This window comes from Paenibacillus sp. 2KB_22, assembly GCF_052115745.1.
Taxonomy (GTDB): Bacteria; Bacillota; Bacilli; order Paenibacillales; family Paenibacillaceae; genus Paenibacillus.
Genome location: NZ_JBFRHG010000003.1, coordinates 124,871 through 141,518 on the forward strand (window position 1 = coordinate 124,871; position 16,648 = coordinate 141,518).

Annotated in this window: 12 protein-coding genes and 1 pseudogene; 10 read left to right on the forward strand and 3 right to left on the reverse strand. The window is 45.7% G+C overall.

Annotated elements, in window-relative coordinates; translation table 11 throughout:
• Positions 1-143 precede the first annotated feature (143 nt).
• Together AB4111_RS19540 and AB4111_RS19545 are read left to right on the forward strand one after the other, a co-directional pair.
• Positions 144-5,276, forward strand: a complete 5,133-nt coding sequence (locus AB4111_RS19540; RefSeq protein ID WP_442032862.1) for an S-layer homology domain-containing protein — start codon at positions 144-146, stop codon at positions 5,274-5,276.
• Between the two features lie 340 nt (positions 5,277-5,616).
• Positions 5,617-7,725 (forward strand): TerD family protein, encoded by a 2,109-nt coding sequence (locus tag AB4111_RS19545; RefSeq protein WP_442032863.1) that lies wholly within the window; start codon positions 5,617-5,619, stop codon positions 7,723-7,725.
• Between the two features lie 86 nt (positions 7,726-7,811).
• Here AB4111_RS19545 and AB4111_RS19550 read toward each other — a convergent pair whose 3' ends face one another.
• Positions 7,812-8,543 carry a glycosyltransferase gene (locus AB4111_RS19550; protein WP_442032864.1) on the reverse strand — a complete coding sequence of 244 codons (732 nt, stop codon included), beginning with the start codon at positions 8,541-8,543 and terminating at the stop codon, positions 7,812-7,814.
• Positions 8,544-8,871: 328 nt separating this feature from the next.
• On the opposite strand from AB4111_RS19550, the gene AB4111_RS19555 reads away from it, so the two are divergent.
• The 8 genes and pseudogenes from AB4111_RS19555 to AB4111_RS19590 all read left to right on the forward strand — a co-directional run bounded on the left by AB4111_RS19555 (position 8,872) and on the right by AB4111_RS19590 (position 14,665).
• On the forward strand, positions 8,872-9,018 hold the full coding sequence (locus AB4111_RS19555; RefSeq protein WP_442032865.1) for a hypothetical protein: 147 nt from the start codon (positions 8,872-8,874) through the stop codon (positions 9,016-9,018).
• A pseudogene (locus AB4111_RS19560) lies at positions 8,997-9,165 on the forward strand (hypothetical protein); the annotation flags it as partial. The gene AB4111_RS19555 and the pseudogene AB4111_RS19560, both read left to right, overlap by 22 nt.
• 156 nt (positions 9,166-9,321) lie before the next feature.
• A complete protein-coding gene (locus AB4111_RS19565; RefSeq protein WP_442032866.1) occupies positions 9,322-10,947 on the forward strand; it encodes a rhamnogalacturonan lyase B N-terminal domain-containing protein in 1,626 nt (541 codons plus the stop codon).
• A gap of 92 nt (positions 10,948-11,039) precedes the next feature.
• Positions 11,040-11,489 (forward strand): hypothetical protein, encoded by a 450-nt coding sequence (locus AB4111_RS19570; RefSeq protein ID WP_442032867.1) that lies wholly within the window; start codon positions 11,040-11,042, stop codon positions 11,487-11,489.
• Positions 11,490-11,704: 215 nt separating this feature from the next.
• Positions 11,705-12,682 carry an SMI1/KNR4 family protein gene (locus AB4111_RS19575; protein ID WP_442032868.1) on the forward strand — a complete coding sequence of 326 codons (978 nt, stop codon included), beginning with the start codon at positions 11,705-11,707 and terminating at the stop codon, positions 12,680-12,682.
• Positions 12,683-13,037: 355 nt separating this feature from the next.
• Positions 13,038-13,772: an SDR family NAD(P)-dependent oxidoreductase gene (locus AB4111_RS19580; RefSeq protein ID WP_442032869.1), complete on the forward strand. Its 735-nt coding sequence runs from the start codon at positions 13,038-13,040 to the stop codon at positions 13,770-13,772.
• Positions 13,773-13,839: 67 nt separating this feature from the next.
• On the forward strand, positions 13,840-14,259 hold the full coding sequence (locus AB4111_RS19585) for a MarR family winged helix-turn-helix transcriptional regulator (RefSeq protein WP_253442113.1): 420 nt from the start codon (positions 13,840-13,842) through the stop codon (positions 14,257-14,259).
• 31 nt (positions 14,260-14,290) lie between these two features.
• A complete protein-coding gene (locus tag AB4111_RS19590; RefSeq protein ID WP_047840975.1) occupies positions 14,291-14,665 on the forward strand; it encodes a winged helix-turn-helix transcriptional regulator in 375 nt (124 codons plus the stop codon).
• Between the two features lie 60 nt (positions 14,666-14,725).
• On the opposite strand, the gene AB4111_RS19595 is transcribed toward AB4111_RS19590, so the two are convergent.
• Positions 14,726-15,796 (reverse strand): SDR family oxidoreductase, encoded by a 1,071-nt coding sequence (locus AB4111_RS19595; protein WP_442032870.1) that lies wholly within the window; start codon positions 15,794-15,796, stop codon positions 14,726-14,728.
• Positions 15,797-16,053: 257 nt separating this feature from the next.
• Positions 16,054-16,551, reverse strand: a complete 498-nt coding sequence (locus tag AB4111_RS19600) for a DinB family protein (RefSeq protein WP_442032871.1) — start codon at positions 16,549-16,551, stop codon at positions 16,054-16,056.
• Between the last annotated feature and the right edge of the window lie 97 nt (positions 16,552-16,648).

Sequence of the window (16,648 nt, forward strand, 5' to 3'; positions counted from 1 at the left end):
TTCAGGAGCGATGAACATTTTCAAATAAGGGGGGCATGTTCATTAAGCAAAAAAAGGGGACATTTCAGCAGGATGAGTTCCATTTTTAAGTGCAATTGATTTGAATTATAAAATGATAGTGAACAAAAGGAGGATGTACAGCGTTGAGAATAATTAAAGTAATGCTAATGTCGATATTGTCACTTGTAATTGTGACCACATCTGCGTTCACACCAATGCCTATTGCCATGGCAGCGGACAGTATATTCTACGTATCATCGATCGGCAATGACGAGAACGAGGGAACAGAGGAAGCTCCCTTTTTAACAATGAATAGAGCTCTAACTGAAATTACAGGCTCAGGGAAGATTGTTCTATTAAGCAATCTTTCGCTGAATGACGTGTGGACTGTTGCTGCTTCAGGAAAAACAGTTACGATCACATCTGAGGAAGGTAACAGATACTCTATTCTTCGAGGTGAGGAATTTAAGAACAGAGATCTGATTCGGGTGCCGAATGGAAACATTACATTTGAGAATGTGGATATAGACGGTAATCATGTTGCTACCAACCAAGCGATCTATGGGATGCAAGTAACGGGCGGTAAGGTGATGCTTAAAAATGTTGAGGTTCGAAATCACTATGTCACAACTGGGGGCTCAAGTACGGCAAGCGTTATTGCAGCACTTGGAGGAACGGTAGTCATTCAGGATGGTACACGGATTCACCACAACCGGATCACCGGAAAGCTGGCAAATAACCCTCCTTCTCTCCTTGGTGCAGGTAGTGGGGGAGTTGTAGAGATTCAAGACGGAATCATTACTGAAAATGAAATTTCTGCGGATGGTAATGGTGTCATTGTTGGTATTGGGTTATCTGGCAAGCCCAGGTTTATTATGACAGGCGGGCAGATTACGGGTAATATTCTATCGGGTAATGGAATAGATGCTGATGGACAAACAATTGGGAATGTTGCTGTGTATATGCGGGGAAGTGCCGCCGATGCTCGTTTCGATTTCGGAGGAACAGCCTATGTATATGATAACCTGAATACCGAGGGTGAACAGCGTAACGTTTACTTGAAAAACACGTCGGCCACCGGCAGTGCATATCTGACATTGGTTAACCCTTTGCAGACCGGCGCGAAGGTTGGTGTATACGCTAATATTATGCCTGATGACGTAACGAACCCAGTCGTTGATATTGCGATTGGCGGGGGAGGTTACCTTGCACAAATAGCGGATCAATCCTATTTCGTATCAGATATCAATACGACTGCAGCGGTTGCGTATGATAATCAAGCGAATAAGGTTATTCTGACGTACCGATTGCCAGTCAATCTGGTACTGGATACTCCCTTGAATCTTTCTACTGTGGGTGCCAAACCTACTTTGAAAGGTTCCGTTACATCTGGTGCCGTGGTAACCATTACAATGGTAAACAAATCGGACCCAGCTAAGAACGTTGTCGGTGAAGCTACAGTCAACCCAGACGGAACATGGGAGTTCACACCTTCCGCTGCATTGTCGCCTGGAGAATATACATTGAGGGTTACAGCAACGAATAATGGAATCTCTGCTGAACCTGTACGCAGGGATATTACTGTAGTAGACAAGTCGGTTGGAGGCACAGCTGGTCCGGGTGGAGTTGATGCCCCGGCGCTATGGCTTCGATCTGATCTGGGCATGGAAGTTACCAGCGGCCAGAAGGTGAGTACCTGGGAAGATCAAGGTAGTAAAGTAAATAACGCAACACAAGATGAGGTCGATAACCAACCGACTTATTGGAATGACAAGAATCATAATATTAATTTTAATCCGGTATTGGAATATGACGGAACGAAAACTTTTATGAATCTGGATATAAGTAAGCTTCCACAAGGGAAGACTGCCAGATCAATTATTACGGTTAGCAAAACCAGTAAAACTGGAGGCATCAAGTATATCATTTCTTGGGGAGCCCAAACGAGTGGTTATACTGGTATAGGGATGCTTCAAAATGGTACAAGAGGCGGCTTGACCACATTTAACAGTACCATGAGTCAGACATTATACACTCCTGAGGGGTTCCTAGGAACGACGTTCCCGAACGAGCAATTTGTTACTTGGACAGGTGGAAATACTGAATCTAACATAGCTAGATTGTACAGTAAAATGAAGCAGGTACAGGAACTAGGTGGTTACGGACAGGATGTTCCTAAGTCATGGGATACGGGTAACTCTGGCGGAGCAGTAATCGGTAAGCTTGTTCCAGCAACTGCGAGTGTTGAACATTGGCAGGGAACGATTGAAGAAATTATCGTATACGATCATGCGCTGACGGACGAGGAACGCCAAAAAGTCAGCACATATCTGGCGATCAAATACGGCTATACGCTGGATCAGACGACAGCCAATTCATATGTCGATTCAAACATGACTACGATCTGGGATTCAAATGTGAATGCAATCTATACCCATCGCGTTACAAGCATCGGTCGAGATGATCAGAGTAACTTGCTGCAGAAACAAGCCAAGGCGCAGGAATTGGGGTCCATGTTAACGATTGCATTGGGCAACAGTATCGAGGATACAAATTCTGCGAATCAAAATAATTTTTCAAACGATTCTTCTTTCTTTACGTTTGGTGATAATGGAGCAAGTACTGAGTTCAAAACACCTATGACGAAAGATCAAGAAAAACTGCTTGGGATGGAGCGCATCTACAAAGTACAGAAAGCAAACTGGACTGAATCACAGATTACACTTCAGTTAGACGACACCGGAGGTACCTCGGCGTTGCCTCAGTATCTTGTGATCAGCGATGATGCTCAATTTGGTAATCCAAACTCGTTACATTTAATTCAGAACGGCCAAGTAACGCTTAATACCTCGAATTTTGGTCCGGATTCGTACTTTACCATTGCAACTGCTGTGACTCCTTTGACAGCACCAGACGTCACACTGACCGATGATGAATTAAATTGGGAAACCGTTGAGCATGCAGATAAATATGAAGTAACGATCGAAATGGAAAATGGTACGAAGCGTACAGTGGAGGTGCCTGGAACGGTACTGAACCTGTCGCAATTGGAACCACCGCTGAAAGCTGGCGCCTACACGGTGACAGTCACAGCGAAGACGAACAATCCAGCATATGCAGACTCAGAAGCATCAAATGGGAAAAGTTATGTTGTTATTATTGACAAGGCGAAGTTGAAAGCCAAAATTGATGAGATTAACGGGAAGACTGAAACAGGTGAACTGGACAAAGAGGCGTACACGCCAGAATCATGGCAAACGCTACAAGATGCCTTAGAAGTTGCTCAATCCGTGTTCGATGATGAAAACGCAACACCCGAACAAGTGGAAAAAGCGTATCAGGACTTGGTGGATGCCCAGGAGAATCTTACCAGGAACCCTGGTACTGGCATCGACACGTCAGCGCTAAAAAGCGAATATGATAGAATCAAGGCTGAAAATCTAACTGAAGCGGAATATACACCAGGTAGCTGGGTAGCACTCGATAATGCGATGAATGAAGCAGAGCGAGTGTTGAATGATCCAACGGCAACCCAAGCACAGGTAGATCAGGCGCTTCAAGATCTAACTGATGCGAGAACGGGACTTACCAAAGTGATTGGTACTGACACATCAACGTTGCAAACGCTGATCCCGTCTACAGGAAGCTTGTCCCCGGCCTTTGATCCGGCTAAAGACACGTACACCATCTCTGTGCCGAATAGCGTATATCAATTTCAATTAACGCCAACGGCACTTGATCCACTTGCGAAGATTGAAATAGCGGTTGGAGATGGAGAATGGAAAGAGGTTACAAGTGGTAGTGCCAGTGAGAATTTACCGCTTCAAATTGGCGGAAATACCATTGTTGTTAAAGTCACGGATTCACTTGGCCATGTTACGGAGTACAAAATCAACGTAAACAGAGCATCCAGTGACAATGGTAACAATGGTGGAGGCAACAATGGCGGAAATGGAAATACGGGCGGCAACAGTGGAAGTACGCCATCACCTACACCTACGCCAGTTCCAACTCCAGCACCCGTGAAGGATAATTTGGAAACCACTCGGGACGGTAGTCATCAACCGTTTGCTACATCCAAAACATCTGACAACAAAGAAACAATGGTTCAAGTTGATCCAGCCAAGCTGAATGATGCCATGTCTCAAGGCACAGGTCAGCAGTTCGCCATTCATTCGCCCAATGATGGGGATATGAAGGTGGATGGTTTAACCCTTGAAACACTAAAACAATTAGTAGATCAAGGTTCCAAACTAAACATTAGCAATCCGCTTGCGATCTATCCGGTACCTGGTGGCAAAATGGACATAAACGGTGTCTCCAGGCAGCTTGGTAATGCAGCATTGAATGATATTGATGTCCATATCGATATTGCACGTTCATCGGATACGTTGATTGACAGCGCCGAAACAAGAGCCGCTTCCCAAGGATACGAGCTACTTGTCACACCGGTTGATCTGGATCTCACATTCTCAAAAGATGGGCAAACGGTTCGATCCGGGCAACTGAACGGCTATGCACCGAAGTATATTGCACTGCCGGAAGGAATCGATCCGAACCGGATTACGACAGGCGTGATCATTAACCCGGACGGTAGCATCTTCCATGTACCAACGGTTGTTACCAAAGTTAATAGCCGTTACTATGCGCTCATTAATGACTTGCGTAGCAGCGGAAGTTATTCAGTTATCTGGAATCCGCAAGATTTCGAAGATGCCAGATCCCATTGGGGCAAAATGGATGTGAACAACATCGCTGCGAGATTAGATCTGAAAGGTAACGGAGATAACACGTTCTCCCCTAACCGTCAGGTTACTCGTTCCGAATTTGCCGAGATTGTTGTACTTGGACTGGGCTTAATGCGTCAGGATGCACCGCAGAATCTATTCCCTGACGTTAACGATTCGGCATGGTTCCGCAATGCGGTAGCTCTTGCGAATGAATTCGGTATCGTTCGCGGATACGATAATGGGAACTTCTACGGTAATCAGGAAATCACACGTGAGCAGGGGTTTGCCATGGTTGCTCGTGCCTATCGTCTGATCGAACCGGATGCAGCAATCAGCCCGGATCAGATGAATGCTGAACTGGGACGTTACAGTGATGCAGCGGATGTATCGAATTGGGCGAAAGAAGATGTAGCCCAGTTGATCTCCGCGGGGATCATCCAAGGTAATGGACCGGAGGTTCTGAGTCCGAAAACTACGATGACCCGTGCTGAGGTCACTGCATTGATTGCAAGAATGTTGAAAGTAACCAACTTGATTGATCAATAAACGCAATCTAAAACGAAAAGCCTTTGCTGACATTGGGGGTCGGCAAAGGCTTTTTCCTATTTCATTAAACTCATGCTATTCATGTCGTAATACTTTCGCCCTGTTGGCAGATCGTGGAATCTGAGATGATGGGTTCACCAGAGGTTCGGGTGACAAACTTCGAACCGCTGGCCTTCAGGCTATTGCGATCCTTCCTTCTACAATCATTGGAGATCATAGGGTCGCAGCTCTCCTGAAGATTTCATTATCAGAGAGGAGGCGTCCAGGCTATCACATTCCTTCCTTCTAACCCTAACCTTTCATGTTATATAGGGATGTGGCTTTCCTGGACTCTTTTATCATGAACAATACGATCTATTTGCGCAGAGCGAACAAACTCATCATTGAATCTAACGAAGGGAAGCAACAGTTGCCGAAGACACACCTGGCGACTGCCCTCAAAAATATAGAAGCGCTCGGATACACCTTCTCGGATGAGTTAATGCAGGCGATGCGGCAGCTGTCCAAGGAACAATTTGAAGCAATATATCACCAACTCGTGTGTGATCTGAGAGTTATGGTCGGTGCACATGTGCAGTACCAACCGATGTATGCAGGATTCCCGATGCAGGTGATGCAGGCGGATGAAGCGGAGTTATACCTGAATGCAATGATTCATTATCTGACCAACCTGACTGTGGTCTATTCGGATCAACCATCTGTGGAGAGAATGCCTTTGCTGGAGAAGACGGACTTGAAAGTCATTGGTTTGGGAAACAAACAAGCATTCCAGACGCTCATTCGCCAGATCATTGAAGCGAAAGGTTCCATCTCTGATACGGACAAGAAAGATATCGATACCGTGTTGAAGCATGCAGATCCAAGCGAAGTGGATACGATTCTGCCCGCCGAGATTCCGTTCAAAGAAAATGTAGGCTTCGTGGTCTCCTCGCTGTTGAAGCATGAAAAGGCGAACATCGACAGAATCGGTCCGTATTTCAAAACGGCAAGTGATGTCCTGCGTCTGGCTGTTGCCTGGTCGGATGGTGATGTCAGCCTCGCTGCGGCTTCTCTCTTTCGAAGATTCAAACGGCGTGAGCGACGACTTTTGCTCGGATTACTAGAGCAATGTAGCTCCATCACGGAGGATATGCTGCGATATAAGGATCGCTGGATTCGCCTTGGCGAAATTCTGCATCCTTCGGAATATAAGCTTCGGTATCCACGATGCGAAGAAGCCTTTGATATTTTGCGTAATAATAAACCTTATTCGACCTTCAACGGAAGTGTGGAACTTGCCTTCCAATATCGGAATGTCTGGAGTCTGATCGATCTGTTGTCGCAGCGTCCAGGTGAATTCGCGAGAAAACTGGATCACGTGCTGCGGATAACTGAAGATGAAGCGTATGTACTGTTGGCCTTTGGTGAAGTGGCTGCACAGGTATCCACGCCGGTGTTGTTACAGGTGAGACAGCATTTTGCACAGCGGAATGAAGCCTCGGATTTGCGGGTCTTTTTTCCGAAAGGCAATGTGGCGAAGGCTTTTGGTATCCCGAATGAGCTGCCGGAGCTTGACGAGGCGGTCTGCCAGGAAGTGGTGCAATTGTGCGAGCAGGCCTTGATTACACGTTTTGCTGACTTTCCAGCACTCGGGAAGACGTATATTGATGAACGTCTCCAACACTATCTGGTTCCTTTTTCACAACGATCCGCGAGCAAAGCTCTGCGAACCATTGTGCGTGGAAGCCGCATCCCGATGGGTGAAGGTGACACGATACGTTTCTTCAGCTGGTGGAAAGAGGGCGAAGTAGACGGCACACCTACGGGGCGTGTGGATATTGACTTGTCGGCGGTCATGTATGACGAGAATTGGAATTACGTGGAACATATCTCCTATACCAATCTGCGATCTGTCAAATACAAAGCGGCCCATAGCGGGGATATTGTGACTGCACCTCATGGGGCAAGTGAATTTATTGATCTGCATATGCCATCGATCGTGGATTATGGCGGACGTTATGTGGTGACGACACTTCATTCCTTCACCAGCCATCCGTATTGTAATCTGCCGGAATGTTTTGCAGGCTGGATGATGCGGAAGAAGCCGGGCTCGGGCGAGATCTATGAACCAGCTACCGTCCAGAACAAAATGGATATCACTGCCGACACCCAGCTTGCCATTCCGGTTATTCTTGATTTGGTCGAGCGTACAATCATCTGGACGGATCTGGCGCTGACCAGATATCCGGACTACAACAATAACGTAGAGGGGAATCAGAAAGGTATCGTGCTGATGGGGAAGGCGATGACCACATTACGTAAACCCGACCTGTATGACTTGTTCATGCTGCACGCCAAGGCGAGAGGTGTGCTTGTGGATACGAAGGATCAGGCCGATACCATCTATGCGGTCGATGAAGGCGTTACGCCGTATGATATTGAAAAGATCATGGCGGAATATCTGGCTTGAGTCCAAGCACATATGACTATCGGGTAAGAACAGAGAAGAGCAGCGGAATGCTGCTCTTTTTGAGATTTAATTGGTTGTTAACGGGGTCAGCCTTTTGGTTTCTTCTGCACATATTTCTTGTAATTCGTAACAGAAGGTATTTTTCGGCTTTGAGAGATTAGTTCTTTGTCGTTAATGATCCATGTATGGTTGGATGAGTTTCTCCGGCGTATCGCGACAAAATTACTTTTCCCAGCAGAATAAACGTTGTATCCGTTTCGTTTACTTCTAATGCAAAAAAGATCATCCTCACCGACGCTTCGATTCGGGAACTGAACTTTGTTTACTACCTTGCGTTTAAAGACAAGCGTTGCGCCAGGGATTAGGGTCACAGGTCGATGTTCATCATGTGGAAAACGAAGGATAAACGTCTTTGATCCGCGTAAATACATGTAATGTGCCCGCTTGCCAATGACATCGGCATTGGTTCTTTGAAAGGTCTGCACGCTTTCCGTCAAATAGTAGGGAGCGTAATAATCATTATCATCAAACTTGGCAATATAGTTGTATTTCGTTTTCTTAATAGCGTAATTTAGACAAGCGCCGAGGGAGGTACGTTCCGGAAGACGATAAACGTGTACGTTTGGAAGTTTTTTGGCTAAGCTTAGATAAGGAGTAAGGGGGATGTTATCATTGTTAACAATGATGATAAGTTCTTTCTTGGCGTGGTTCTGTCGGCTGTAGTTATTAAACAGGTTTTTTATATAGCTTTGGCGCTTCGTGCAGGCAATAATAGAAACTCCCTGCTTTTTGATAGATCTTTTTGGCCTGGCTCCCATTTTAACCGCTCCCCTTATCCGTTATGGTCAAAACTATCTCTCTTTAAAATATGTGAACGGCAAATAAGAGGAACGGCATATCTGCAAAATGGAGAATACGCACAAAAAACCGTCAATGTACCTGTCTGCTCCATTGTCTTCTTCATTGGAGAGTGCGGAAATGGTAACGAAAACCAGACTTCTGTATGTTGAAGTAAATCAACCAAAACCTTCTGTACGAACAAGCGAGATTTTTGCAAGAGAAGAGCTACCTGAAGAATGGTGCAGGAAATGTCGGATGCGATGGGAACGGCTTTGCTATCCTTAAACTAACGAGGGAGGGGATGACATGGATATGCTGGCGGCGATGGAGCTGAGCCGGAATGACAGCAAAGTCATTGACGTTGCACTGAAATATGGGTATGTCTCGCCGGATTCCTTCGCCAGGACTTTTCAAAGCATGCATGTATCAGGCCTTCATCGGACTATGAGCTGAGTGAGGGTCCGGAAAATGCTATGGAATGAGCACAAGGATGGTACCGTTGAGCAATATAGAAGCGAGATATGGATACCCATTCGGAAGAGATTCTCTAGCTTGGTATCTGCGGGTGCAACTTTTGAAGTTACGCTTTTTTGCTTTTAGAATTTTCTATCGGATATTCGAGCCGTTTTCATTGCAAATATATGTAATATAATGGTATTATTTCATTGGAATTGTAAGTTATGAGACGGAAGGGTAGGTTGTTATACATTATAATGTAAGCGCTTTATTAAATGATTTCCAAGGAGGAGTTTACTCATGACTAAAAGTATAGTGAGAAAGGCGCTTGGTTTGTTTTTAATTGTCGTTATGGTCGCAACAGCTGCCGTATACCCTGCATCTACCGGACACGCAGCCACCATCCAGGTCACAGACAACGGCTCCAGAATTGAAGTGAACACCGGTTCGGGATTAGTCTATGTAGTGAACAAAACGAATGGTGATATTATCTCTGCCAAGATGAATGGAACTGAGCTGAATAGCAATAGGGGCTCACATATTGGCTCGGGGTTGGGATCTTCTGCAAATGTAACGTGGAATAAGTCACCTTCGGGTTCAACGGTGCTAATTACCGTTTCCACCAACACATTGACTCACTATTATGCTTCGCGGGGTGGCGAGAACATCATATACATGGCAACGCATATCACAGCTCAACCTTCAATTGGAGAGTTACGATACATTTTCCGCGGTAATGGTAGTGTGTTGACAGGCGTTCCGGCGAATTCTAACAACCGGGGTAACACTGGAGCAATTGAAAGTCAGGATGTGTTCGGGTTTGCCAATGGACAGTCGGCCTCCAAATATTATGGTAATGATCAGGCCAAAGACTTATCCGTTCGTGGGGTGACCGGGAATGGCGTCGGTGTATTTATGGCCTACGGCAATCGGGAAAAAAGCTCTGGCGGCCCATTCTTCCGTGACATCCAGTTCCAAAGTGGAACAGAGACGGAAGTCTATAATTATATGAACTCGGGCCATGCACAGACGGAAAATTGGCGCCTGGGTCTGCATGGGCCGTACGCTCTGATCTTTACCACAGGGGGTACGCCAAGTGTACCTGATTTCAGTTGGATGTCTGGTCTGAATCTGCAGGGCTGGGTATCCAGTCGGGGGAATGTGGTGCTTAATGGTCTCTCCGGGATGGATACGGGGTACGCGTATACAATTGGGTTTGCCAATAGTAATGCTCAGTATTGGGTGGGTACCTCTTCAAGTGGGGCAGCCGCCAAATATAGCATGATCCCAGGGACATACACCATGACAGCCTATAAGGGAGAACTGGCGGTATATACGGAAACGGTTAATGTCACGGCAGGCCAAACGACGACGCTGAATACACGTACGATCAACAATGATCCGAGTCAAGCCTCCAGCATCTGGCGAATCGGTAACTGGGATGGTACGCCACGGGAGTTCTTGAATGGACAGACCATTCCGATCCGTCACCCGTCCGATAGTCGTAATCCAAGCTGGGGGCCTGTCACCTATGCTACGGGCAGCGCGACCAATCGATTCCCGGCAATCCAATTCCGTGGTCAGAATTCACCAACCACAATAACGTTTAACTTGAATGCATCTCAAGCGGCATCTTCCCATATGCTCAACATCGGGATTACTGCAGCCTACAATAATGGCAGACCTAGCGTAACGGTTAATGGACATGCATTATCCAACCCTGCCGCTTCTTCACAGCCCAATTCTCGTAGCTTCACGATTGGTACCTATCGTGGCAACAACACAACGTTTAGCTGGAATGTCCCAGCATCTTACTTCGTGAATGGTTCCAACACGATCACGATTACACCAATCAGCGGTTCCAGTGACTTGGGTAACTGGTTAAGTGCAGGATGGGTTTACGATTGTGTGGAGTTACTGAATTGAATTAAGAATTCAATATAAGAGCAGGTGAAGAGACGATCCGCAATAAAACATATTGGATGTTACTAGTTTTCATAGGGTTGATTATTTTCTTAATGGGATGTACTTCGTATTCCAATGTTTCATCCGCTCTAATCAAGGAGTACAAGCAAAACATCAAGCAGGAGTTTCCGAATATTAGAGAGACGAAATTTCGTTATTCCACTCCACGGGTAGAAATTGCCTACATCGTGGAAAAGCAACTTGGAGAAAATGAGGTAGAGCGTCTGTTTGTTAAGACCCGAGATTTCATGACCAGCCCATCATTTCAAAATGAAGTAGTCAATGGAGAGTATAAGGACGAAAATCCGAGTTGGGGTGATCCGGAACTGGCGATTACATTAACCGTTCGTGGTAATGATGTGACAGCCTATCAGTTTACTTGCAAACCGATGGAATCAGATTCTGATACAGGCGCAGTACAGTATACGGAATGGTACGTCCAGACAGCAGACGATTCAGAAAGCAGGCCTTATTCAGTCTCAAATAACGAGCACGACAAATGAAATAGAACATCGTTAATTACTAATTCTGCAAATGTGCTAATAGGTAAAGTAGTCTGAGTTGCATGATCAGAACATAGTGGGTGTCATTCAAGTCGACTTGGATGACACCTATTTAATTTAAATTTGCGGGCAGTCCATTGCTGGAGATGGTGATCTGAATAGTGGTATAATTTTCAATACGTAATCATGAGTGAATGAACGGGGAGGCCAAAGGAATGAGAGACGATCTGTTGGTTCAATTGCAGGAGTGGCATGAAGAAGATGAATTTCAGGAAATTGTAGATGCAATTCAAGCGATTCCTGTGGAAGAAAGAGATTATGAGCTGGTTAACCATCTGGGACGAGCGTTGAATAACCTGGAACGGTACGACGAAGCGGTTGAACAATTCCTGACGGTTGCTGAAGAGGGTACAGGTGACCCACTCTGGCATTATCGGATTGGACTGGCTTATTACTATCTGGAGCAATATGCGCATGCGCTGCAAGCGTTCGAAAGAGCGGATCAATTGGATCCTGAGGATGAAGATACGTTGGAGTTTCTGGAATGGATTCGAAGCAAAATGGAGGAGGAATCCTCAGAGGAACTCTTAGAGGAATCCGTATATGAATCGGTGAGTCCCGACCCATCTGTCTCTGAGCTCTCAACCGTACCTTTTAGTGTTAGCCATCTGGAACCAACAGGTTTTTGGAATGATAGTGCTGAAGCCGTGGATCAATATGTGCTGGCCCCACCTACTGATGGACAGATTGAGTCAATGGAGGAGCAGTTGGTGTTCAAGCTGCCAACATCCTATATAAACATGATGAAATTACATAATGGTGGTGTTCCCCACTATCGGTATTATCCTGTTAGCCAAGCAGAGGCTGCCAAGAAGGTCCGCGTTGAGGTCAAGGGAATACTGGGTATTGGACGTGAGAAAGCACATTCGTTAGGTGGTCAATCGGGTAGCCGGTACATCATCGAGCAGGGAGGGTACCCCGAGATTGGTGTTGTGTTATGTGAGTGCCCTTCCGATTCGGAGATCGTGATGCTGGATTATCGTGAATCCGGCAATGCTGGTGAGCCCGAGGTTGTTCATGTGGACAAAAATGAAAGCTACAAGATCACTTGGCTTGCGCCCAATTTTGAAACCTTTATTCAAGGTCTGGTGAATGAGGAAAATCAGCCTGCAAACCTTCAAGGTGCACTATAAGAGGGTATGAGCTTCTCATTATACGAAACGTTGAAAAGGCTGCATCCGTAATGACGGATGCAGTTTTTTTGTTGGCTAGTTATGCGGGATAAGTCTGAAATGTCGCGTAAACCGAGCTTTTTTTCAACTGCGTTAGCTTCGCTAAGGAATCCAAAATAAGTATATAGAGCTGTACTCGTTGCATTAAGACAGTTAGTTTGCTAGTATTTAGACATATAATATTTAGATGACTAAATATTATATGTCTAAATACTTTGGTTTCTTTAAGATAGGGGGCTTAAGCATCATGTTAAGAATGAAAGACAAAATAGCCCTGTTACTTACAAATAAATAAAATACGTTAGGAGCAATTCACATGGGAAAATTAGATAATAAAGTAGCCATTATTACTGGCGGAGCATCGGGAATCGGGGAGGGCATGGTTGATCTTTTTGCACAGGAAGGCGCCATCGTCATTGCTGCAGACATTAATGAGGAAGCACTGGAGAGAGCAAGCCAAAAAGAGAATGTGTACGGACTGAAGTTGAATGTATCTTCGGATGAAGATTGGCAGGCACTTGCGAAGGTAGTGAATGAACGATTTGGGAAAATTGATATTCTGGTCAACAATGCAGGCATTTCTTCGGAGAAGCCATTTGAGGAAATCAATGCACAGGATTGGGAGAAAATGCTCTCCATTAACGGTTACGGCCCATTCGCTGGCATGAAACATGTCACTCCCTATATGGCAGCCCAGAAAAAAGGTTCCATCGTCAATATCTCATCATACACTGCTATGATTGGACAAGGCTTTAACCATTACTCGGCTTCCAAAGGGGCCGTACGTGCATTATCCAAAGCCGCTGCGACCACCTTCGGACGTCAAGGTATTCGGGTGAATGCTCTTTTTCCTGGGATCATCGAAACACCAATGACCCAATCCTTGAACACCTCAAAGGAACTGCTTGAACGGTTAATTCAGGCAACGCCTTTGCAGCGTCTGGGCCAGGCTATTGATATTGCCAAAGCCGCGTTGTTCCTGGCGTCGGATGATTCTTCGTACATTACCGGATCTGAACTGGTGATCGATGGTGGCTACTCAGCCCAATAGCGTGTAAAATGATGACAGCCCTTAAGTTAAATGAGGGCTGTTGTTTTATTTTTTCGAGGAGGATCTAATGGAAGAACAGAACATTTTTGAGCTTATACACAACATGGATAATTTCACCAATAAATTGATCATACAATGGAACAAATCATTCAATGAGGACCTGGGTGTCTCTCATGTGCTTGTACTCAGCCATCTCCATCAAAATGGAAAAAGCCGACCTTCGGATATTGCAAAAATGTTAGGGTTCACGCCGCCTACACTCAGTTATTTATCGGACAAGATGGTAGCCAAGGAACTAGTCGTCAGAATGGTAGATGAAGCGGACCGCCGCATTATTTATTTGAACATTACGGATAAAGGGACCGAAGTCCTCGGAAGAGCAATATTGGAGGGCCAGAAGCTGCGTAAGAATTTATTCCAGAAATTAAACGAAGAGGATCGAGCGCAACTAGCCCATATTTTTGAGAAGATGAATCGGGAAGATTGAGCAATAGACTCGAAGGGAGACCGAAGGTGATATGGAGGAACCTCTCAAAGTATATAACACCGCAGTTGAAGCCTTTCTTGAAGTGATCGGGGGAAAGTGGAAGCCTGTTATTCTATTCCATCTTACCTTTGGCAAGAAACGCAATGGTGAACTGATGAAGCTGATCCCTGCGATCACCCAGAAAGTGTTGACTCAGCAACTTGGTGAACTAACGGAGGCGGGGGTCATTGTCCGAATTTCCCATCACCAGGTCCCGCCTAAAGTGGAGTATGAGTTAACAGCGTATGGGTGGAGTCTTAAAGAGATTCTTCATCTAATGTGTAGATGGGGCGATATACACGTGGAGAATGTTTATGGTGATCGAGGAAAAATTCTGTTTAAGCCGCCAACGACTACGGACCGTTGAGTGACTGCTATAAGCCGATTCTGGAATTCAGGAATCGGCTTATTCTGCATTTTATTTACGTTACGGAAGGATCTTGCGATCACGTAGATTTCTGAAAATATCCATAAACATAGCCTCAGTGTCAATAAAATCATGAAATCCGAAGCGGCGAGCTTTGGAACCATCTGCGAAGAAATCGTAATCCCACGAGAAGACAAAGTCACCAAATGCCCAGGAAGAGACATCATCATAAGGGGTGTTTACCAAACCATACTTTTCAATCATGGAATCCCAAAGATCTTCTTTATCTGCCATCACAGTTGCAAGTGAGAGGGTGAGTGGAGGTGCAGTTTCCAATTCGAAAAATGCAGCAATTTTGGGCCAGAGCTCATTCCAGCGAAACAGATCGCCATTGGTGATATTAAATGCTTGATTGGCACATCGCGGATCGGTTGCTGCCCATACAGTTGCATGAGCGAGCAATGTGGCATCAGTCATTTCAAGCAGCGAATGATACGCTCCTGGTTTCCCAGGGAATCGAAGTGGTAAGCCAAGCTCCTTGGAGATAGCCGCATATACGCCAATAACCATGGCAAGGTTCATTGGATTACCCAGGGCAAATCCACACACCACAGACGGGCGCAGGGCTGACCAGGTCCAGCTACTTCCGGGTTGCCGTTCCTCGAGAAACTGCTGCTGATCGACATTGAATTCAGGGGGCATATGATGTGCATCCGTTTCTTTGGCAGGTGTTTTGAATGGGCCCAGATGCGCACCGTACACTTTATAACCTTGCATTAGGCTAATATGTTGGAGATTTGGAGCGATCGGTTCAATCGTATTCACCACATTGACGAGCATGGCCAAGTTGGGCTGTACCAATTCGGCCCAGGTTGGGCGATCCTGATACGCGGCGTAGAAAATATGCGTAACGGTCGTTAAATGACTTAGTTTATCTTGTGTGTCTGCTTCATTCAGTAAATCAGCTGATATATAACGTAACCTGGGGGCATCTTCCCCTCCACGGCGAGATACACCAATGACATTCCACTCGGGAAGTGTCATCAGATAATCAATAAGGTTTCTTCCAATGACGCCTCCAGCACCAATGACAAGCGCGGTATAACGGGTAACCAATTCTTCGGTTTTCAATGGACATGCTCCTCTCTTCTTCTGTTCATATTGTGGGTCAGAAAAAGAAGGATGAGAAGTACGCACCTCAAAGTCATATACGTACTTTGAAGTAATATATGAGCCTGGAGCAGGATATGAGCGTTATATAATTTGTACTTTCACGGATGTTACTTGTTACTTGCCTACAACCACAAGAAGCTGCAAAAGGAACAATCGTCCTTTCACAGCTTAGATGTGTCTGTATATTCGTTCAATAGATCTGATGTAACTATGGTTTACGCCGGATATCCGCCACCTGGAGGCGGCCATACACCGTAGAAGCGACGCAGCAGAACGATCTCCCCTAGATGGTACGAGTTATGGGAGGCGATATTGCGCAGAAGTCCTGCTTTGGTTTCCCCGGGGAAATAAAGGAGTGGCTCATCTAATTGTGCTGTTTCTGCAATGGTTACCGCTTGATCAACCCCATCCAAGAATGCCTGAATATCTGCCTTCCAGGTTGCTTCGTCCTGAGGGCCTTTCTCCTCAGGCCAGCTCTCACTCACGCTAGCGGGGGGCTGGGGCTTGCGTCCTTCCAAGTGTTCGAGCATGAATTGCTGCCAATAATGCATATGCTTCACCAACTGATAGATCGTATAAGGCATGGCCTCGTGCGTACGAGCAGCAAGTGTGACATCAATATCGGGTAGAGCACGGGCGATGCGGATATGACCGCGTTCCCCCACTAATGATTTGACAAGGGCTTGCCCAAAGCTTTGATTCGCATCTGACATATGCAACCTTCCTCTCTTCCAGACCGGATCTGTTAACCTGTCTTCTATTAAGTATTATACAATTAAATTGCTAGAAATTGAAATTGGGAAATGAGAA